Below are 18667 nucleotides of genomic sequence, written 5' to 3'. Positions count from 1 at the left end.
GGCAATTAAAAAAACGCTTTCTCCCAGAAAGCGAAAGGGCTACAAGAGCATATCCCGAAACCGGGGCCGGTGCAAGTGTTTTTATAAAAAAACCCGCCCCTTAAGCGGAACTGACCCCATAAGATGAGACAAACAAAAAACACCTTCAAGTTTGAAAACGGATCGTTGTTATCCGAAATTAGACTTGGAGGTGTTTTTCTATGAGGGCAAGAGTGAGTTATCCGGTTGAAGTCAAACAGAAGGCTGTAGAAATGAGATTGGCGGGCGTGCCTGTGAAGGAGATCATGCAGGAATTGAATATAAAGAATAAGACGCAGGTGCAGACATGGGTCAGGTGGTATAAAGCTGGGGACACACATCGATTCGAACAACCTGTCGGAAAGCAATATACTTATGGAAAGGGTCCGGAGTATTCTTCTGAATTAGAGAAACTCCAGGCAGAGAATCGTTATCTGAGACAACAGAATGAAGTGTTAAAAAAGTACAACGAATTGGAAAGGAAGCTGATAGGGAAACGACAATCAAACTGGTAGAAGAATTGCGCAAGACGATGACGGTACAGGACATCTGTGTCCATTTAGATATTTCACGCACTTCATATTATAGATGGAGAAAGAATCTGACTAAGAGTAATCCTAAGATACGACTGGAGAAACAAATCGGCACGTTGTGCCGAGAACACAAGTATCGATATGGATATCGAAAAATCACAGCCATACTAAAAAAGAGAATAAGTATTAATCATAAATCTGTTCAACGTATTATGCAGAAAAATCAATGGCAGTGTCGGGTTAAGATGAAAAAGCGTAAAAAAAGTGGGCAGCCATATTCTGTGGTCGATAATATATTGGATCGGAACTTTCAGTCTGATCGCCCTCTTGAAAAACTGGTAACGGACATCACATATTTGCCTTATGGACAGAAACAATTGTACCTTTCCAGTATATTGGATTTATACAATGGAGAAGTGATTGCTTTTACGATTGGAGATAAGCAGGACACAGACTTTGTCTTAGACACACTTGATCAGCTGCCAACACTTCCTGAAAACTGCGTGTTACATAGTGACCAAGGTTCTGTTTATACATCTTATGAGTATCAGAAAGCTGTTAAAACAAAAGGCATTACCATGAGCATGTCCCGCAAAGGGACGCCCGCTGATAATGCCTCCATCGAATCGTTTCATTCCTCACTAAAGTCTGAAACGTTCTATCTTAACAGCATTGATCGAACTACGACCGCCATCGTAGAACGCACTGCCATAGAATACATTCATTATTATAACAATATTCGTATTCAAACGAAACTAAACAGCCAATCGCCGATACAATATCGGCAATTGGCTGTATGAAGGTGTTTTGATCCCTGTCTCAAAAACGGGGGTCAGTCCCAAGCGGAGCGGGCGTTTTTTTATTTCAGATGCGTAATCCGGTAAATGTCTTTGCGCCGGTCTTTCAGCTGGCGCACGGTTCCGTTTTCACGCTGCCTTCTTAAGATTTCAAGGTCCACGTCCCCGATCACGACCATTTCGATATTCGGATTCGTTTCACCGACGATTCCGTCTCTGGCAAATTCAAAATCAGACGGAGCAAAAATGGCTGACTGCGCGTATTGAATATCCATATTTTCTGTTTGCGGCAGATTTCCGACCGTACCTGAGATGACGGTGTAAATTTGGTTTTCAACCGCTCTCGCCTGAGAGCAGTACCTTACGCGCAAGTAGCCTTGGCGGTCTTCAGTGCAGAACGGCGTAAAGATAATTTTCGCCCCTTGATCCGCGGCAATTCTCGCAAGCTCCGGAAATTCGATATCGTAACAGATCTGAATGGCGATCTTTCCGCAGTCCGTATCAAATACGCGCACCCTGTCTCCGGCGCTGATGCCCCACCATTTCCGCTCATTCGGCGTAATGTGAAGCTTATATTGTTTTTCAATCGTGCCGTCACGTCTGAATAAGTACGCGATGTTATAAATTTTACCCTCTTCTTCAACGAAGTGGGAGCCGCCGATGATGTTGACGTTATATTTCACCGCGAGATCTGTAAAGAGGCTGATATAGTCCTCGGTATATTCGGTAATCCTCTGAATGGCCAGACTCGGAGAACGCTCCTCGAGGAAAGACATCAGCTGCGTCGTGAAAATCTCCGGGAACACCGCGAAATCAGATCTCGCATCGGAAGCCACATCGACATAGTATTCAACCTGATTGGCAAATTCCTCGAAGGAGTAAATCTTTTTCATTTCATATTGAATGACGCAGATGCGCACCGGAAATGCCGATTTGTAATAGCGCTTCGATTGCGGCAGGTAATCGACATTGTTCCATTGCATTAATGTCGCATATTTAATGGACGCGGTGTCATCCGGGAGATAATTCGGATTGATCCGCATGAGCGTAAATCCGTTCATCAGCTGGAAAGAAAGCACCGGATCATAAATCTGATGGCGCGTCACCTGTTCGACATAAGCTCTCGCCGTCATTTCTTCCGCATACTTATGATAATTCGGAATCCGCCCGCCGATAATAATGCTTTTCAGATTCAATCGTCTCGCCAAGTCTTTTCTCGCCTCATACAGCCGGTGTCCGATTTTCATCCGTCTGTATTCCGGGTGAACCATTACCTCAATCCCGTACAGATTCAATCCGTCCGGGTTGTGGTTCGTGATATAACCGTCGTCTGTAATGTCCTGCCACGTGTGGCGGTCATCATATTCATCGAAATTGATGATCAGGCTTGAGCATGAACCGATAATTTCCCCTTCGTACTCGGCGCAAAACTGACCTTCCGGAAAGTGCGCGAGATGGCTGATTAAATGCTCAGGCTCCCACGGCTCCATCCCCGGAAAACAATCCTTTTGCAGCTCAATAATTTTGTTGATATCTTTCTCTTCCATATTCCGTATGACCATTTTCTTTTCAAAACGGGTCAGATCAAGTTTCTCAGACAATGCTGCTTCCCCCTGCCGGTTCGTTTTGATCGTTCAATCGCTGTAAGAGTAATTCAAGTTCCATTTCCGCCATCGATTCCAGTCTGTGATCGTATTCTTCAAATAACAGGGCGCTTGTTACCTTATTCGGCACGATGACACATTTCATGCCGGCCCGTTTGGCTGCGATAGAGCCGTTGACCGAATCCTCAAAGGCCAGACATTCAGATGGTTCAACGCCTAAATGTTCCGCAGCTTTCAGATAGAGCTCCGGATTCGGCTTCACTTCTTCTACGTCGTCAGCCGTCTGAATCACTTCAAATTCATCAAACAGGCCTAATTCCTTCAGATGGCCCGATACCCATTTAAAATCTGAGCTGGACGCGAGCCCCACCTTCAATCCTAATTCTTTTGCCGCGGCTAAATAAGCTTCCACCCCGGGGCGCGCCGTTTCCGTCTTCATCCGCTGTTCGAAGCGCCCGCGCCTGATCGCCGTCAGTTCATCATGATCGAGCTTTCTTCCCAGCTGCTCCTCTAAATATGCGAACGGCTTAAACCCCGCGGCCGTTCCGATCACCTTTCCCCAGACGGATAAAGGCAATGTTGAACCGTGTTCTTCAAACATTTCCTGCAGCACTTCATATTCATGGGTTTCTGTATCTAAAATTAACCCGTCAAAATCAAAGATTAATGCTTTTATCAATGGTTACAGCTCCTTTAGCTAAACGTACTGACCTATGTATACACTATACCGTGAATTTCTTTCGCGTTCAAAATGTAACATTCTCACGGAAAGAAGAGCCTGCATGAGTGCAAGCTCTCTTCATCCGTTACTGTGTGTTTTGACTGGAAATATTGGAAAGAGCTGCTCCCGCAGACTCATTTGAACGCTGATCGACCGCTAAGTCTCCAAGCGCAACGATCCCGACCAGATGATTTTGATCGACAATGGGAAGGCGGCGGATTTGGTGTTGGGCCATCAGATGTGACGCCTCTTCAAGACTCATTTCCGGGTTTCCGGATACAACTGCAGAAGACATCACGTGTGAAACAGGTGTTTGGCCGTCGCGGCCTTGAGCCGTTGTTCTCAATGCGATATCACGGTCTGTCAGCATTCCTTTTAATTCCCCTCCGTCAACGACGGGAATTGCTCCGACATTATGCTGGTGCATCAGCGCAGCCGCTTCCTGAATCGTTTGATTGGGAGAAACGGTAGCCACGTGGGTAGTCATTGATTGTTTGATTGAACTCATTGTAAAGCACCCCTTTCGACATTTATTATGCTCGGGGATTTGTCTCATTATAAAGGGAGTTAGAGGAAAGAAATTGTGGTATCATGTCAAGGAAGCAAAAAAGAGCCTGTCAAAAGGCTCTTTATACCCATCAGATCAGCCTTCTGTGACCGCAGGCTTCTGATCCGGCCCCTGTCTCGAAATCATCATAGGTAAAGGGAAAATTCATTCCGCATTCATTCAGCAAAGCGCAATTTTTATCAAACAGCGCCCGCTCTTTGACGTCATATACCGGGTGCGGCTTTGACAGCATGATATGTACCGTTTGCAGACAAGCCATAATTTGAAACGCTTCTTTTAAAGTTCCTTGGTAACGTTGGTTTTGTAATGATAATACGCCCCTTTTTTTAAAGCGCTGAATTTCCAGTTCGGAGAAATAAAGAGGAAAGACATTTTGAAACAATTCAGAGGAAAGCTCTTGTATCGCGCTTTCTTGTCCGTCAGTCGCTGCGTTCACAATTCTCACATCAATCACCTTTCTTGCCATGTGAATATCCTTAATCTTTATCAAGAATAGCATAGAAAAAAACGCGAAAGCTAAGGTAAGTGTTTCCTATTGAAACAGCCGCTTTCCGCTTGAAAAGGAGCTTTATGATATGAAACAAAATGACCGCGGTCTAGAACTCCTGATTACGGAAAAGCACGCCGGACAATGGCTGTTTTCAGTCCTAAAATCTGAATTCCAGGCGTCAAAACCCGTAATTATGGAATGGATGAACCAAGAAAGTATTCAGGTGAATCGAACATCCCCGAAAAACAACATCATACTGAAAACCGGAGATCGCTTATTCATTGATCTTCAAGAAAAAACGGGTTCTTCGGTGACTCCGGAATACGGAGAGCCGGACATTTTATTTGAGGACAATCATATGCTGATTGCAAATAAGCCGGCGGGAATGCCGACTCATCCAAATGAAGAGGGTCAGACCGGCACCCTCAGCAACCTGATCGCTTACCATTTTCAAATCAACGGCGAGCAGGCGAAAGTGCGCCACGTTCACCGTCTTGACCGTGACACGTCAGGCGCGGTCGTTTTCGCGAAACACCGCCTGGCCCATGCAATCCTTGACCGTCAGCTCGAAACCAAAACATTAAAACGCACCTATATCGCCGCGGCGGAAGGAAAAGTCACGCCGAAAAAAGGCACGGTTGACTCGCCGATCGGACGCGACAGGTCACATTCCGTCAGACGGCGCGTCTCACCCGGCGGACAAGCCGCCGTCACCCATTACAAAGTGAAAGGCTATCATCCCGGTGCGCAGCTTACATTGGCAGAGCTTGAACTGGAAACCGGGAGAACACATCAAATCAGGGTGCATATGGCAAGCATCGGCCATCCGTTGGCGGGCGATGACCTGTACGGCGGAAGCAGGACGCTGTTTCACAGGCAGGCGCTTCACGCAAAAAAAGTCAGTGTCGTCCATCCGATCTCAGGAGAAGAAATTGTTGCCGAGGCGCCGATGCCGGCTGATCTGGCTCATTTTACCGAAACGTATTTTTCTTAAACCGGGTCGGCATATATAATATATCGTTTCGGCGCATTTCCAATGTAAGAAAACGGATAGCAAGTGGTCAGGATCAGTTCCTCCCGCTTGTGCTGAAGGGTGATGACAGATGTATCATCCCGGCTGACAATTTTTGTACGGCTGATTTTATAAGAAAACGTGCCGTAAGACAAAATCACGTTCAGTCTGTCTCCTTTTTTCAATTCGCCGGTCCTGCGGAACACCGTGTCCCTGTGGCCGGATAACACAATTTGGCCGTGATCGCCCGGATAATAGCTGTCCTTATAATGTCCGACGCCTTTTGCTAAATCATCTGCGTCAGTCCCTTCCACGATCGGGAGCTCAGCGTCGATTTCAGGGATTTCTAAAATGCCGCTTGCCTCACCCGTTTCGGGGTGAAATTCTTTTTTGCGCTGTGTCAGCACAGCGCTTTTTGTTTCGTTCTTTTCCAAGACAGGTTCTGTTGCTTTTTTTGCTTCTTCAAGCGAATGGTTCGTTTTCATATGTGAATCAATGATCTTCCAGCTTCCGTAACATGTGATGATGATACCGGCGATGATGACGAGAAGCGGAATATGTTTCAGTTTGTTCATCGTGTGCGGGTTCCCCTTTTCTTTCTGAAAAGCCAATATACGCCGGCACCCGTGATCACCAGTCCGGCCAATGCCGTCTGATGGCTGCCCGCTGAAGTATCAGGCAATGGGCGGCCTTTTTGTGTGCCGCTTTCAGTCTGTTTTGTGCTTTGTTCCGAATTTGCGGCAGACGCCGGACGGGATTCGGGAATTGACTGCACTGTATCAGATGCTGTTTCTTCTGCGACAGGACGTTCAGGTTTTTTGGTTTGATCAGGCTGTTCTGCTGCATCCGGTTTTTTAGCGGGTTTTTCCGCTTGAGGTTTTTCTCCTTTATCAGGCCTGGTGCCGCCCGGTGTTTCCCCGCTTCCCGGCTGATTGCCGGTGTCATCAGGTGTTTCGGCGGCTGATGCCGTGCGGATGCGGCCGTCGGTTTGATAAGAAATCGGTGCGGAAAAGCTTTTGACATAGTCTACTGTCGCTTCCAAATCCTCAGGCCCCGTCACCGGATTCTTGCCGAGTTTCCCGATCGGACCGTATTTTGCCCCCGCTGCCGTCGCCATAAATTGATTGACTGTTACTGTATATCCTTTTTCGGGCTGTATGTCTGTCCCGTCCGCCATTTTCATTTCAACCGCTTGTCCGGTTTCCGGGTTCCATGTATAGGAAAATCCGCTGATGCTGTAATCCGGACCGTACACCGGAGAAATTTGCGCGTTAATGATCTCCCGCAAATCTTTTCCTTTGATTTCAAGCTTCGTCAGCACATTGCCGAACGGCTGTACATTATAAAGGTCTCCCCATGTAATCGTCCCTTTTTTTATGCCGTCCCGGATGCCTCCCCCATTCATAAGCGCAAAATCGGATTTCATCTTCGCTTTCATACCGTCGGCAATCAGATTTCCGAGCGCCGTGTCGCCGTCATTTGAATACCCGCCCGTTATATCATGGGCCGCTTCCCCGACCGCTTCGCTGATAATCGGTTTCACTTTCTCTTCATATTTGCTTAATATGCCTGCCGCAGCCGGGTCAGGCTTGATTTTACTTTGATCGATATATTGGATTTCCGCTGATTTTTTCACGATATCCTTCGACTCTTTATCAAGTTCAAGATCGGCGATTCCGATTGCTTTTCCGTATTCAAATGCCTGCACGATCAGCTTGCCGTCGATTTCTCCGTTTACGACTTTATGATTGTGCGCGGCGAAAATCACATCAATCTCGGAATCTGTTCCGCTTGCAAGCTTTGCGGATTCTCCCGTGATAGCTGAGCCATTTTGTTCAGCAGACATATGGGCGAGCACGGCTATTGCTTTAATTCCTTTTTTCTTCAGGTCAGCGGCGGCGTCATTGACGGCCTTTACCTCATCTGTAAACGTAATATTTTTAATTCCGTCCGGGATGACCATGCCTGCCGCCGATCTGGTTACAACCCCGATAAATGCGACCGGAATTCCGGAAACGTATTTAATTTCATACGGCGGCAGAAAGGACTCCCCTGACTTCAATTTACAGTTGGCGCAGACGAGCGGGAAATTTTGGCCGTCATAACCGCTTGTCCCCTTACCGTCCGGATGATCTCCTCCATTGATGATCCGTTTAAGCTCATTCGTTCCTTCATCGAATTCGTGATTGCCGACAGTTCCGACATCAAAACCGATGTCTTCCATCAATTCTACTGTCGGTTCATCCTGAAAAAGGGCTGACACGGGAGAGCTGCCCCCGATCATATCGCCCGCATGCACGACAAAGGCGTGTTCTTTCTCGGCTTTCGCCTTTTTAATGTACGCTGCGGCGTAGTCCATCCGCCCGAACGTGCCATCCGGTTTACCGTCTCCGTTAAGGTCAAGCTCATATTGCTGATCAATTTTTCCGTGCAGATCATTCATGCTGATGATTCTGAGCGGGACACGGCCGGAGTCTTCTGTCTGCTGTTCTTTATACGCTTTATCCGTGCCGGCTTCATTCAGTGATCCGGCTTGTCCGATTGCTTCCGCATCTTTCACGCTGAACATCAAAAAACTAACCGTCAGCAAACAGCACGAAAGACGCATACCCCTTTTTTTCTTCATTCATTTCCCCCCTGTCTTCTAAGAAATACGTTAGCTTATTTTCTTAAAAATCACATCACTTTTTTGTAAAGATTGTCTTCGCTGGCGCAAAATAGTAAATAATCCCCACGTAACGAAACAGGTCTTGATGTATAACGGATCGGCTTTTTTCACATCTTAATGATGATTTGACATGAAGGAGGAAAACAACCAGTGGAACAGCAGCAGAATCAGCAGCCGCCAGTAAATCAAGGGATCCCGGGTTCACCGCAAGTGAATCACGGAGGACATGAGCTTTTCGATATGCATGAAGTGCTGGCCGGAACAGTCGGCGTTTTGGATCAATTTATGATGCTCAGACAGTTTATACAGGATCAGCAGCTGGCCGACATCCTTGACCGCCAGTATCAATTCATTCTCGGACTCTATAATCTGACGGCAGAATGCTTTAAGACCGGCCAAAAGCCTTCTCAGGAAACGTCGACATATATGATGAAGGAACAGAACCAGGCCGTCTACGGTATAAAACCGACTCAGCCGAAAAAACCGAATCAATCATTAAATGATGTCAAAGATCTCGGGATCAGCGGCCATATGCTCGGCCTGATTAAAGCTCAAGCTTCTCTCTTGACGATGAGCTCGCTTGAAATGACCAATCCCGTCACTAGAAGAGTGCTCTCCGCCCAAATTCAGCAATATGTCGAAATGGCGTATGAAATCTTCTTATACCAAAACAAACACGGTTATTATCAGGTTCCTCAGCTCAATGCACAAGATATGCAGACCATGCTGAATTCATTTGCACCGGCCCAGGGACAGCCGCAAATGCCTCCGATTAAAGGACAAATGGGACAGCAGCAGCAAAATCTCCATTGATTAAAAAACGGCGTTGGAAACCTGACTCTCCAACGCCGTTTTCTTTTTTTCATATGCTTTTGTGAAATCATGTTCAAATCGTTTCAGGCTTTCTTTCGTAGCCGCTTCAAAGCCTTTTTCAAAATCCTGTGTTTCGGCGGTTTTATTGATAATGGTTAAGATAATGCCTTCTCCGAATGTTTCGGTTAAGTCCTTTATCATATAGAAGCTTTGCAAATAGACATCCGTTTCATATTCCATACGCGATTTCTGCCATTTTCGGTCGGTCGTTAATTGATCAAACGGCACGACGGAAAATGCAATCGGATCAATGACTACATCATAATGCGCGACCCACTCGCTCAGCCCCTCATGAAACCAAAGCGGAAATACAGACGTATCCGTCCCCAATTGCCGCGTTTTTTGATGAAACGCATAGTGTGTATATTCATGTATAATCAATTGCTTATACATGAAAACGGCCAGCTCATCTTTTTTCAAAAGCTGTTTTTTCTCTTCAGGCAAAAGCCCCATCATCTGCTCCTGTTCTGAATAAAAACCGACTACATTTTTCAATCCTGAATATTGCTCCATTTCAGCTTCATCTGAAAAGAAAATGAGTTCAAGCGGCGCTGCACCTTTATAGCCGACAATGATTTGATTGATACGCTTTGCGTGGTCCAGCGTAAGCTTGGTCAGATCCAAGAGCGGCTTTTCATCCGCCGTATAGTAAATCGCTGTATGTTTGTAAATTTCTTTATTCATGTGTTCAGTCACTTGTTCCTTCGTCGGAACAGAGCGGCTGTTTTGGCCTGACAGGACGTACATCATACTTACTGAAACGGCTGAACTGACAGCCAATATGACAAGGACTCCGCACAGGATCAGAGTGAATGCCGCCCGTTTCCCCATGCCGTCACGCAAACAAGCTCCCCTCCCCGATCCTTTCATTTTCATCTCATTCTTTACTTTATGCTCAGGAGCGCTGGGTCGTGACGGCAGATAAAATAAAAAAGCCGCAGCAAATGCGGCTTTTCCATTCATTTATTTATTGGGGTTTGGGAATACACGCTGCACCATTTGGCCGAATTCATCAAACAGACCGGATACAGGATGTCCGTTTTGGATTCGTTTTCCGTAGCCTTGCATGCGTTCAACGAAGTCCGGGTTCGCTGATACATATACAGTCCGGACATGTTTATCGGCTGATTTCACCTTATCGGTAATCTTATTTTTCAAATGGTTGGCGATGGCGCCTTTTTGCCCGTTTGTCAAAACAACGGCAACATATGCGCTGTTTCCGGCAACGATCACAGTCGCATTTTTAACCTCTTTTAAATCAGTCACCTTGTCGGCGGCCTTATCAGCCACTCTCAGGTTACGATTGTCATTGTGATCGGTGTTTTGGTTATGACGGTTCACTGTATTCATATTTGTCGCACCGTCGTTAGGCGTGTTGCGGTAATTTACATTCTGGGTGCGGTTGTCATTTCGTTTTCCTTCTCCTTGGTTCCCCATACTGCACCCTGCGGTAATCAGCATCGGCAGAAGAAGGGCAGAGATAACTGCTTGCTTTTTTATCATGTGAATTCCTCCTTTCTCACTTTACGTATAGGTTTTTCTATTCGGCGGGATTTATGCACGCCGTTTGCATCCTGAGCGGTTTGGATAAATATCAGAAGGAAAGGGAAAGGTAAGCGTAATCAATTGAATGAGGAGGGATTTAACTTGTTCAGAAAAAAAAGCGGTATCAGCCCGACAGCGCTGCTGATCGGATCATCGATTCTGATTGCAGCTTTATCACCCGAAATCCGCCGGAAAATCTCCGGAATGGTTTCAGGCAGAATGCAGCATAAAGATGGCACACACTCCATGCAGCCTGCTGACCTGATTCAACAGGCTTTCAGCGGGGAATCCGGCGGACAGCAGCACACGGACAAAGCCCGGCATTCACAAACCGGCTCCATGCAGCCTGCCGACCTGATTAAACAGGCTTTCGGCGGCGAATCCGGCGGACAGCAGCACACGGACAAAGCCCGGCATTCACAAACCGGCTCATTGAAGCCTGCCGACCTGATTAAACAGGCTTTCGGCGACGAATCCAGCGGACAGCAGCATGAGCAGACTTCCCGCAATCACTCCGGCTCATCCCATACGGACAGACAGGCAGACCGCAGCCGCAGTAAAGAAACTTCGCCGAAGCCTCACTATACCGAGCCGATTCACTTCGAAGAAAGCGCGGTAAATGTTTTAAATGACAGCACCGTGATGAATATGCTGGAAGAAATTGAACCCGGAAATCATTAGAAACGAAAAAAAAATCCTTCATTCGTTCAACGATGAAGGATTTTTCGTTTTAGTGCTATCTGCTTTTTTATTAAGCTTCTTCAGTTTCAATGACGATTGTGGAATCATTGTACACCGCGGTATCGGTTTCCTTCGTCATTTTACTTGTTAACAGCCCTGCGGTCATACTGCCGCTGACATTTAAGGCGGTGCGCCCCATGTCAATTAACGGCTCAATTGAAATGAGCAGTCCGGCAAGCGCCACAGGCATGTTCAAAGCGGATAGGACGAGCAGAGCCGCAAATGTCGCGCCGCCTCCCACGCCTGCTACACCGAATGAACTGATTGCCACGATGGCGATGACGGAAATGATAAATCCCGGTTCAAACGGGTTTTGCCCCACTGTCGGCGCAATCATCATCGCGAGCATCGCCGGATAAATGCCGGCACAGCCGTTTTGACCGATTGATAAGCCGAATGAACCGGCGAAGTTCGCAATGCCTTCCGGTACGCCCATGCTTTTTTGTGTTTTAATATTAAGCGGCAAAGCCCCTGCGCTTGAACGGGACGTAAACGCAAACACCATAACCGGAAAAGCTTTTTTCACGTATGTGATCGGATTTAAACCGCTGAACGTGATCAGCAGCAAGTGAATGATAAACATGGCGATAAGCGCGGCGTATGAAGCGATCACAAACATCCCCAGTTTCGCAATGCTGTCGATGTCGCTTGTCGCGATCGTTTTGGTCATAATCGCCAATACTCCGTAAGGCGTCAGTCTTAAAATTAATGTCACGACGCGCATAATAATCGCGTAAACCGCATCGACAATTCCGCTGAATGTCGCTGCGTGCTCCGGCTGTTTCCGTTTCACGCCCAGAAAAGCGATGCCGAGGAAAGCGGCGAAAATAACGACTCCGATGGTGGAAGTCGGTCTGGCTCCCGTGAAATCAAGAAACGGATTCCCCGGCAGAAGCTCAACGATTTGCTGAGGCAGCGTTTTGGCCGTCATATCCTCAGATTTTTGCTGCAGCTCCTGACCCCTTGATAACTCGGTGCTCCCCTGGTCGATATGAACGGCTTTCAGATCAAAGGAAAGCGCCGAAACAATTCCGACTGCCGCGGCAATTGCTGTCGTAGCAATCAAAATTCCGATGATCAGTCCGCTGATTTTCCCAATGTTATGGGTCAGTTTAAGCTTCGTAAATGCGCCGAGAATAGAAATAAAGACTAGCGGCATGACGATCATCTGAAGCAATTTGACATAACCGCCGCCGGCAATATTAAACCAATCGGCCGTTTGTGTCACGACATGTGAGGCCGGCCCGTAAATCAATTGCAGTGCAAAACCGAATACAATGCCTAATCCGAGTGCGGTAAAGACACGTTTAGAAAAGGAAACGTGTTTTTTTTGCATCACAAACAGACCTGCTATAAACAAAAACAAAATAAAAACATGTAAGATTACAAATAAATTCTCCAAAACAGGTAAACACTCCCTTGCTCATTATCCTTAAACACTATATTACATCAATTCCGATCGGTCAAGTAAGAATTGACAATATATGTATTTTTATTGATTTTTCTCTTTTCTTTCCATCCTTTCTTTAGTAACTTATATAAGGGTGATTGTTATGCTGAAGGAACTGTTTCTTAATTTGACGATTTTAATCACATTTAATTATCTCTTCACCGTTCTTTTTAAAGAGTCGCTTTCACATAAAGAAGACCGTCCGGTGTTTCAATTACTGAAGGGGACGGTCTGCGGGCTTTTAGGGGTTTTTCTGATTGCTTTCGGCTTTTCTTACTCCGATTCCATCATTGATCTCAGAAATATCCCCATTATCATCGCCGCTCTTTACGGAGGCTGGGTGTCTACAGCAGCTGCCTTTATCATTATCGTGGCAGGCCGTATCCTGATCAATTTCAATGCCAGCGCCATTTATTCTATCGCCGCGGTCGGCATGATTGCGATACTTTCTGTGGCCGTATTCAGAGGAAAAAAGCCGAATCACAAAAATGCGTTCGTTATGCTGCTCTTTTCAAATGTTATTATCACCCTGACGCTGCTGTTACTTATGCCTGAACAGCCTGCCGGGGCCCTCGTTTATTTTTGGCTCATTTCTACCTTGGGCGGAATGCTGTCGCTGTATATCATTAAACACGAAGCCGATGCCCGCCTTTTGTTCAAGCAATACAAGTTTCAAGCGAATTATGATTTTCTGACGGGGATTTTTAATAAGAGAAAATTCGAGGAAGTCTCGCGCGTTCTGTACGATCGGGCGTCTCAATCCCCCTCGTCTCAGCTCGCGCTTATTTATTTGGATATTGATCACTTTAAGCAGATCAATGACCAATACGGCCATTATGAAGGGGACCAAGTGCTGAAGGAACTGGGGGCGCGCCTGAGGTTCTTACTCAGCAGTTCTGATCCGTCAGCCCGTATCGGCGGGGAAGAATTTGCCGTGCTTATGCCCAATTGCACGTATACAAAAGGGCTTCACCTCGCAGAAGAAATCAGGCACACGATTGACGCGAACCCGATTCTGCTGACGAGCGGAGATACAATTCCCGTGACCGTTTCCCTCGGCATCGCGCATTATCCGACAAATACATCGGATCCTCAGACATTGCCCCTGATCGCGGACCGGATGCTGTACAAAGCGAAAACATCAGGGCGCAATCAAGTGTGCAGCACTGAAAAAAAAGAATGATCGCCCGAAGAGGAAATCATTCTTTCTTTTCAGTGAGAAAACCGCCCCTCAGGAAAACAGGAATCAGGCTGCCCTCATATTCTTTTTCAATAAACGCCGCGGTATCATCTGATTGATACAAAGACAGGAGTTTTTGCATCCGTTCATCATCTTTATTCTCAGCTCTGACGGCGATCAGATGAATATATGCTTCCTTCATTTGCGCCGATCGGATCAGCGCGTCCTTCTCCGCATGAAATCCTGCTCTTTTCGCCTCGCTTTGACTGAGAACTGCTGCGTCAGCATGTTCCGCCGCCTGATAGGCGTTCTTTTTTGTTTCCGTTTTTAAGGTCAGATGCTTCGGGTTGTCCTTGATCATATCAGTTGAACCCGTACCGGTGAATCCCTTTTTCAATGTCATCAGTCCGGCCTCCTGCATGAGAAAAAGCGCCCTGCCGAAGGCCGCCGCTTCACCAGGCACGGCAATGACAGCTCCGTCCGGTATATCCTTCAGCCGTTTATGTTGCTTGGAATACACCCCCAGCGATGCCGCATATGTCGTTCCTAAAGGAGCCAGCTTCTTTTTCATATGAGGCGGCAAAGATTGAAAATAAGAAACGGATTGAAACGCATTGGCGTCGAGATCCCCACCGGCAAGCGCCAAATCGGCCTCGGCATAATCCGAAAACGTTACCAAAGAAAGCTGCAATCCTTCCTCACCGGCTTTTTTCGCGACAAACTCCCAGATCGATTGATCAGATTCATTGATTCCGATAGTAATTGTCCGGTTCCCGTCAGGATAATGACATGAAGTAAGTGACATGATCAAAATGAAAAGAAACAGACTGTTTATAAGCCGCAGGTTCAAGTTGACCTACTCCCTATCTATTTTTATGTACAGAGGCGGCACCATGGTATTCGGGCTCATGATTACATACAATACCGATTAAAAAAAAGGTTGTCAATTGCTTCCTTAAGAGACCGTAAAGCGGTTTTTATCAGCTGAAAATGGGCTGTTCTAGTCTCAAATCAGATTTCCGTATCAGAGCGTTCCCCTCTTAAAACATGTTATTTCGAAAAAAGTTACATTTAGCAGTTGTTTTTTCTTCGAATTACTGGTAGAGTAAAGGTAATTATTTTTGTTCGAACTATCTTTAAGAAGAAAGTTTTGTAAGAGTTTTCGTCTTGGAAGTTTGTTTTAGAGCAAGAATAGTGAATTTAAGCGTTATGTCGCTTTAGGAGGAAATTTCATGTTAGAAGGTAAAGTAAAATGGTTCAACTCTGAAAAAGGATTCGGATTCATCGAAGTAGAAGGTCAAGACGATGTATTCGTTCACTTCTCTGCTATTCAAGGCGAAGGCTTCAAAACTTTAGAAGAAGGCCAATCTGTTTCTTTCGAAATCGTTGAAGGAAACCGCGGACCACAAGCTGCTAACGTAACAAAAGCATAAATTGTTTAAAAACCCTGCCGGTGTACGCCGGCAGGGTTTTTTTCATCTAAAACGAAAAGCTGTTTTGCAAAGGCAAAACAGCTTTTTTATATCAGGTGGCAATATCGCGTTTTAAGAAGACGCCGAATGCGAGCGCCAGAAAAATGATGAAGTAAATCACAAGCATCACAACCGAAAATGTCATCGTCATCCCCTCTACTAAAGGAGTCCCGTTCATATATTGCGACAAATCCGTATTGGCGAATAAAATATATTTGGTCCATTCAAATTTCGTGGCAAGAAATACAGTCGCCGTGTTCCCCATAACCAATAGAAAAATAGAAAATCCGACCGCTAATGAGCTGTTCCGGAATACCGCAGACAGCATAAACGCCATCGTCGCAAGCATAAAAGCGGAGACAGATTCATAGACATAGGTTTTAGCGAGGAAAGCGATGATATTTTGCTCAAAAACATGGCCGTCTTTGTATACGAGATGAACATCAGCCGCAGTATCTCCCCCTGTACCGAAAAAGACCAATCCCAGCAGAGCGGAGCCGGCAAATAAAATCACAAGCATCAGCAGTCCGAACAGCAGCACCGTCATATATTTAGAAAGCAAAATCTGAAAACGGCTGAGCGGACGGATAGCCAGCAGCTTGATCGTCCCCCAGTTGAACTCATTCGCCACGATGCCTGCGGCAATGATAATCGTAAACAGCCCGGTCAAAACCGTCATCATCGAAGAATCAGCTACGTATGACCACACTGTGTACCCTGTATCCTCAGGAATATTATGATCCATACGGTATTGATTTATCGCGATATTCTGTTTCAGACTATCAATGACAGTCTGATTTCCGGTTTCCTTCATCTGCTGTTTCATTTCTTTGTTTTCGGCCTGGAGCTCCTGTTTCCAATTCGGATTGGCTTCGCTCGAGGTGAAATGGTTTGACAGAAGCGCAAAACCGATCATCGAAACGCCTAAAATTACAATCATAGCCCACGTGCCGACGCGGCTGAAAATTTTTATCCATTCATTATAGATCAGCTTAAACATATTGAACCTCCTCTTTCGTCCCGCCGGTAATCTCCAAGAAACGGTCTTCCAAAGATTTTGTCATGATTTTCACTTCATATAAGCGGATGTTTTCACGGACGAGCAGTGATATCACATCAGGCACTTCCTGTTTTGACAGCCTGATCTCAATGCCGTTTGTCTTCTTCATACAGTCAAACTGACTCAGAACGGCCAGAGCCTCTTCTCTTTGTTCAATATGGAAGAAGTATGTATCTTTATCCTCTTTTCCTTCATCCCTTACTTTTTGAATATCGACAAGCTCCCCTTTTTGCAGAATGCCGATTCGGTCGCACATTAACTCCATTTCTGACAGCAGATGGCTTGAGACGATGACAGCCATTCCTTTTTCACGTGTCAGCTTTTTCAGATGGTCCCTGATTTCCCTGATGCCCGCGGGATCAAGGCCGTTTGTCGGTTCATCCAGAATCAGCACCTTAGGATTATGCAGCAGGCTTTGGGCGAGGCCGAGACGCTGTCTCATTCCGAGAGAGTAGGTTTTTACTTTGTCATGTATTCTGTCCTGCAACCCGACGAGCTCGATGACCTCATCTATTTTTTCTTTCGTAACGCCTTTTACCATCCTTGCGTACTGCTGTAAATTTTTATAGCCGCTCAGGAATTTGTACAGCTCCGGGTTTTCAACGATGGCTCCGACGTGCCTGACCGCTTTTGCATAGTTTTTCGTAATGGATTCCCCGCAGATTACGATGTCTCCCTGAGACAGTTTCATTAATCCGACCATCATTCTGATCGTAGTGGTTTTCCCCGCTCCGTTCGGCCCTAGAAACCCAAACACTTCGCCCGCCCGGACGGAGAAGCTCAGATCATGAATAATCGTTCGTCCTTTTATCGTTTTCTTTACCTGTTGCAGTTCTAATACCGTTTCCAATTAGAATCCCCCTTCTATTTCGTGCGCCTGCATGACGCTTCTGTACCATTGCAGCACGGACATTCCTTCCTGTTCCCGAATTTCTTCGACCTCGCGCCGTTCAGCGATTTTCCCTTTTATGAAAACCATCACTTCGTCTAACAGCGTCTCAATCTCGCCGATCTCATGCGTGGCAATGACGACGATCTGGCTGTCAAAATCAATATAAGATACGAGACTGTTGACAATCGATTCTCTGACAGCCGGATCAAGACCTGAAAACGGCTCATCCAGCAGAATGACGGATGCTTTTCTCGACAGGGCCAAAACGATTTTCAGCCTGCCCCGGCTGCCTTTGGACAGCTCTTTTATCTTCCGCTTCGCTGAAAGATTCATTTCCGTTAATAGGTTATGTGCTTTTTCCAGCTGAAAATCCGGGAATTGCGAATGATAAAATGTGAGCATATCACCGACGGTCGTCCGGGCGGAAAACATATCGTGTTCGGTTAAATAAGCCGTACGAAACAGCATGTTCCTGCTTACTGCGCAGTCTCCCATCCGGACGGCGCCCGATGTCGGGAACGCTAGCCCGGCAAGCATTTTAAGCGTTGTTGATTTACCGCTTCCGTTCGGCCCTAAAATTCCGTAGATTTTACCCGGAGACAATGAAAATGATACATCGCTGACCGCGAGCCTGCGGCCGTATTTTTTTGTTACGCGTTCAAAATCAAGATTCATCGTTTGCTTCCTCCGCATATTGTTTGATCCCGTCGATCATTTCCTCAGGAGATAACCCCAGCTCCGCCATTTCCTGAATAAAGCGTTTGAAAACGTCTTTAGTCAGCCTGTCTTTCAGCTCCGCTTTCAGATCGGACCTTTCCGCTATAAAGGTTCCCTGTCCTCTTCTCGTCTCCACGATCCCCAGCCTTTCCATTTCACTGTACGTTCTTTGTATCGTATTCGGATTCACTTTCATCTGTACGGCCATCTCCCTTACGGACGGCAGTTTGTCCCCCGGTGAAAGCTCGTCTCGGATCAGCCGGTAATATACACGATCGGCAATCTGCAGATAAATCGGCTTGGATGACTGAAATTCATTCTCCATC

At 46.3% G+C, this 18667-nt stretch carries 20 protein-coding genes; 6 read left to right on the top strand and 14 right to left on the bottom strand.

The window, feature by feature from the left end:
• Positions 1-200 precede the first annotated feature (200 nt).
• Positions 201-1351, top strand: a protein-coding gene (locus tag NYE68_RS05480) for an IS3 family transposase (protein WP_254003395.1) whose coding sequence is annotated in 2 segments (ribosomal slippage) — positions 201-474 and positions 474-1351 — 1152 coding nt in all. Because the reading frame shifts where the segments join, the coding sequence is not laid out codon by codon here.
• Between the two features lie 59 nt (positions 1352-1410).
• Here NYE68_RS05480 and NYE68_RS05475 read toward each other — a convergent pair.
• From NYE68_RS05475 to NYE68_RS05460, 4 genes are all read right to left on the bottom strand, one after another.
• On the bottom strand, positions 1411-2949 hold the full coding sequence (locus NYE68_RS05475) for a bifunctional GNAT family N-acetyltransferase/carbon-nitrogen hydrolase family protein (protein ID WP_007408451.1): 1539 nt from the start codon (positions 2947-2949) through the stop codon (positions 1411-1413).
• Positions 2942-3631, bottom strand: a complete 690-nt coding sequence (locus NYE68_RS05470; protein WP_003155347.1) for an HAD family hydrolase — start codon at positions 3629-3631, stop codon at positions 2942-2944. The genes NYE68_RS05475 and NYE68_RS05470 overlap by 8 nt, the downstream gene beginning before the upstream one ends.
• Before the next feature lie 127 nt (positions 3632-3758).
• The gene (locus NYE68_RS05465; protein WP_007408449.1) at positions 3759-4181 is read right to left on the bottom strand and encodes a CBS domain-containing protein; all 423 of its coding nucleotides are present in this window, start codon (positions 4179-4181) and stop codon (positions 3759-3761) included.
• Between the two features lie 130 nt (positions 4182-4311).
• Positions 4312-4707, bottom strand: coding sequence for a DUF5365 family protein (locus NYE68_RS05460; RefSeq protein ID WP_007408448.1), 396 nt, complete (start codon positions 4705-4707; stop codon positions 4312-4314).
• 109 nt (positions 4708-4816) lie between these two features.
• On the opposite strand from NYE68_RS05460, the gene NYE68_RS05455 reads away from it, so the two are divergent.
• The gene (locus tag NYE68_RS05455) at positions 4817-5725 is read left to right on the top strand and encodes an RluA family pseudouridine synthase (RefSeq protein WP_324636008.1); all 909 of its coding nucleotides are present in this window, start codon (positions 4817-4819) and stop codon (positions 5723-5725) included.
• On the opposite strand, the gene NYE68_RS05450 is transcribed toward NYE68_RS05455, so the two are convergent.
• Both NYE68_RS05450 and NYE68_RS05445 read right to left on the bottom strand, forming a co-directional pair.
• Positions 5722-6318, bottom strand: coding sequence for a class D sortase (locus tag NYE68_RS05450; protein ID WP_039062837.1), 597 nt, complete (start codon positions 6316-6318; stop codon positions 5722-5724). The genes NYE68_RS05455 and NYE68_RS05450 overlap by 4 nt on opposite strands.
• A complete protein-coding gene (locus tag NYE68_RS05445) occupies positions 6315-8369 on the bottom strand; it encodes a 5'-nucleotidase C-terminal domain-containing protein (protein WP_324636009.1) in 2055 nt (684 codons plus the stop codon). The genes NYE68_RS05450 and NYE68_RS05445 overlap by 4 nt, the downstream gene beginning before the upstream one ends.
• 192 nt (positions 8370-8561) lie before the next feature.
• Here NYE68_RS05445 and NYE68_RS05440 point away from each other — a divergent pair, with 192 nt between their 5' ends.
• Positions 8562-9224 carry a spore coat protein gene (locus tag NYE68_RS05440; protein ID WP_060674945.1) on the top strand — a complete coding sequence of 221 codons (663 nt, stop codon included), beginning with the start codon at positions 8562-8564 and terminating at the stop codon, positions 9222-9224.
• Here the strand turns inward: NYE68_RS05440 and NYE68_RS05435 are convergent, their stop codons facing one another.
• A complete protein-coding gene (locus tag NYE68_RS05435; RefSeq protein WP_025649518.1) occupies positions 9225-10127 on the bottom strand; it encodes a hypothetical protein in 903 nt (300 codons plus the stop codon).
• A gap of 120 nt (positions 10128-10247) precedes the next feature.
• Positions 10248-10787 (bottom strand): YhcN/YlaJ family sporulation lipoprotein, encoded by a 540-nt coding sequence (locus tag NYE68_RS05430; protein ID WP_003155362.1) that lies wholly within the window; start codon positions 10785-10787, stop codon positions 10248-10250.
• 144 nt (positions 10788-10931) lie between these two features.
• On the opposite strand from NYE68_RS05430, the gene NYE68_RS05425 reads away from it, so the two are divergent.
• Positions 10932-11510 carry a hypothetical protein gene (locus tag NYE68_RS05425; RefSeq protein ID WP_342494073.1) on the top strand — a complete coding sequence of 193 codons (579 nt, stop codon included), beginning with the start codon at positions 10932-10934 and terminating at the stop codon, positions 11508-11510.
• Positions 11511-11580: 70 nt separating this feature from the next.
• Here NYE68_RS05425 and NYE68_RS05420 read toward each other — a convergent pair whose 3' ends face one another.
• A complete protein-coding gene (locus tag NYE68_RS05420) occupies positions 11581-12972 on the bottom strand; it encodes an L-cystine transporter (RefSeq protein ID WP_015239461.1) in 1392 nt (463 codons plus the stop codon).
• Positions 12973-13123: 151 nt separating this feature from the next.
• Between NYE68_RS05420 and NYE68_RS05415 the strand changes: the two genes are divergently transcribed.
• Positions 13124-14203: a diguanylate cyclase gene (locus NYE68_RS05415; RefSeq protein ID WP_053573518.1), complete on the top strand. Its 1080-nt coding sequence runs from the start codon at positions 13124-13126 to the stop codon at positions 14201-14203.
• A gap of 16 nt (positions 14204-14219) precedes the next feature.
• On the opposite strand, the gene NYE68_RS05410 is transcribed toward NYE68_RS05415, so the two are convergent.
• The gene (locus tag NYE68_RS05410) at positions 14220-15050 is read right to left on the bottom strand and encodes a MetQ/NlpA family ABC transporter substrate-binding protein (RefSeq protein ID WP_053573517.1); all 831 of its coding nucleotides are present in this window, start codon (positions 15048-15050) and stop codon (positions 14220-14222) included.
• A 382-nt stretch (positions 15051-15432) separates the two neighbouring features.
• Between NYE68_RS05410 and cspB the strand changes: the two genes are divergently transcribed.
• Positions 15433-15633: a cold shock-like protein CspB gene (gene cspB, locus NYE68_RS05405; RefSeq protein WP_003155376.1), complete on the top strand. Its 201-nt coding sequence runs from the start codon at positions 15433-15435 to the stop codon at positions 15631-15633.
• A gap of 91 nt (positions 15634-15724) precedes the next feature.
• Here cspB and NYE68_RS05400 read toward each other — a convergent pair whose 3' ends face one another.
• Genes NYE68_RS05400 through NYE68_RS05385 form a run of 4 tightly spaced genes read right to left on the bottom strand, consistent with a single transcriptional unit; the run spans position 15725 to position 18666 of the window.
• Entirely contained in the window at positions 15725-16672 is a 948-nt protein-coding gene (locus NYE68_RS05400) for an ABC transporter permease (RefSeq protein WP_031378428.1), read from the bottom strand.
• Positions 16665-17582, bottom strand: coding sequence for an ABC transporter ATP-binding protein (locus NYE68_RS05395; protein WP_031378427.1), 918 nt, complete (start codon positions 17580-17582; stop codon positions 16665-16667). The genes NYE68_RS05400 and NYE68_RS05395 overlap by 8 nt, the downstream gene beginning before the upstream one ends.
• The gene (locus tag NYE68_RS05390; RefSeq protein WP_039252235.1) at positions 17583-18299 is read right to left on the bottom strand and encodes an ABC transporter ATP-binding protein; all 717 of its coding nucleotides are present in this window, start codon (positions 18297-18299) and stop codon (positions 17583-17585) included.
• Positions 18289-18666, bottom strand: a complete 378-nt coding sequence (locus NYE68_RS05385; protein WP_031378425.1) for a GntR family transcriptional regulator — start codon at positions 18664-18666, stop codon at positions 18289-18291. Before NYE68_RS05385 ends, NYE68_RS05390 begins: the two co-directional genes overlap by 11 nt.
• Position 18667 lies beyond the last annotated feature (1 nt).

Origin of the sequence: Bacillus sp. FSL R5-0447 (assembly GCF_038606125.1) — a bacterium.
Lineage (GTDB): Bacteria > Bacillota > Bacilli > Bacillales > Bacillaceae > Bacillus > Bacillus velezensis.
The sequence above is the reverse complement of the archived record's forward strand: the minus strand, read 5'-3'. Positions and strand labels throughout refer to the sequence as shown.

What these genes read in the sequence shown, in the direction of transcription:
- NYE68_RS05400 (WP_031378428.1), bottom strand. Translation starts at nt 16,672, where the DNA reads ATGTTTAAGCTGATCTATAATGAATGGATAAAAATTTTCAGCCGCGTC.
- NYE68_RS05385 (WP_031378425.1), bottom strand. Translation starts at nt 18,666, where the DNA reads ATGGAGAATGAATTTCAGTCATCCAAGCCGATTTATCTGCAGATTGCC.
- NYE68_RS05450 (WP_039062837.1), bottom strand. Translation starts at nt 6,318, where the DNA reads ATGAACAAACTGAAACATATTCCGCTTCTCGTCATCATCGCCGGTATC.
- cspB (WP_003155376.1), top strand. Translation starts at nt 15,433, where the DNA reads ATGTTAGAAGGTAAAGTAAAATGGTTCAACTCTGAAAAAGGATTCGGA.
- NYE68_RS05390 (WP_039252235.1), bottom strand. Translation starts at nt 18,299, where the DNA reads ATGAATCTTGATTTTGAACGCGTAACAAAAAAATACGGCCGCAGGCTC.
- NYE68_RS05465 (WP_007408449.1), bottom strand. Translation starts at nt 4,181, where the DNA reads ATGAGTTCAATCAAACAATCAATGACTACCCACGTGGCTACCGTTTCT.
- NYE68_RS05445 (WP_324636009.1), bottom strand. Translation starts at nt 8,369, where the DNA reads ATGAAGAAAAAAAGGGGTATGCGTCTTTCGTGCTGTTTGCTGACGGTT.
- NYE68_RS05460 (WP_007408448.1), bottom strand. Translation starts at nt 4,707, where the DNA reads ATGGCAAGAAAGGTGATTGATGTGAGAATTGTGAACGCAGCGACTGAC.
- NYE68_RS05455 (WP_324636008.1), top strand. Translation starts at nt 4,817, where the DNA reads ATGAAACAAAATGACCGCGGTCTAGAACTCCTGATTACGGAAAAGCAC.
- NYE68_RS05430 (WP_003155362.1), bottom strand. Translation starts at nt 10,787, where the DNA reads ATGATAAAAAAGCAAGCAGTTATCTCTGCCCTTCTTCTGCCGATGCTG.
- NYE68_RS05415 (WP_053573518.1), top strand. Translation starts at nt 13,124, where the DNA reads ATGCTGAAGGAACTGTTTCTTAATTTGACGATTTTAATCACATTTAAT.